The 376-nt window shown below is 72.3% G+C and carries 1 protein-coding gene; it reads right to left on the reverse strand.

All coding sequences use genetic code 11. From position 1 onward, the window contains the following. The coding region (locus BZY54_RS54375; protein ID WP_279634782.1) for an adenylate/guanylate cyclase domain-containing protein at positions 1–376 on the reverse strand (376 nt) is incomplete at both ends.

The following is a 376-nucleotide window of genomic DNA, read 5'->3' on the forward strand; positions in this document are numbered from 1 at the left end:
CCGTCCCGCCGGGTGAGCAGCCAGGGCTCGACCACGCCCAGGCCACGCACCGGGCGCTGCCACATCGGCTGGAGGGCGAAGCGGTACACCGGCGGTTCCTTGCCCTCCTTCTCCGCGGCGGCCTCGGCCTCGGCCGCCTCCGCCTCGGACGCCGGGGCGTCGCCCGTACGGATCAGTTCCTCGGCGAACGCGCTGTCGACGAGCACGGCGTCGCGCGGGGCTATGGAGGTGAGGCGGGAGGCGAGGTTGACGGTCGTACCGAAGACATCGCCCATACGGGTGGTCACCGTGCCGAACGCCATGCCGACCCGCAGCTCGGGCATCGTCTCGTCGTTCTCCATGGTCTCGACCAGACGCAGCGCGATGTCGGCGGCCG

Origin of the sequence: Streptomyces carpinensis, assembly GCF_002154505.1 — a bacterium.
Classification (GTDB): domain Bacteria; phylum Actinomycetota; class Actinomycetes; order Streptomycetales; family Streptomycetaceae; genus Streptomyces; species Streptomyces carpinensis.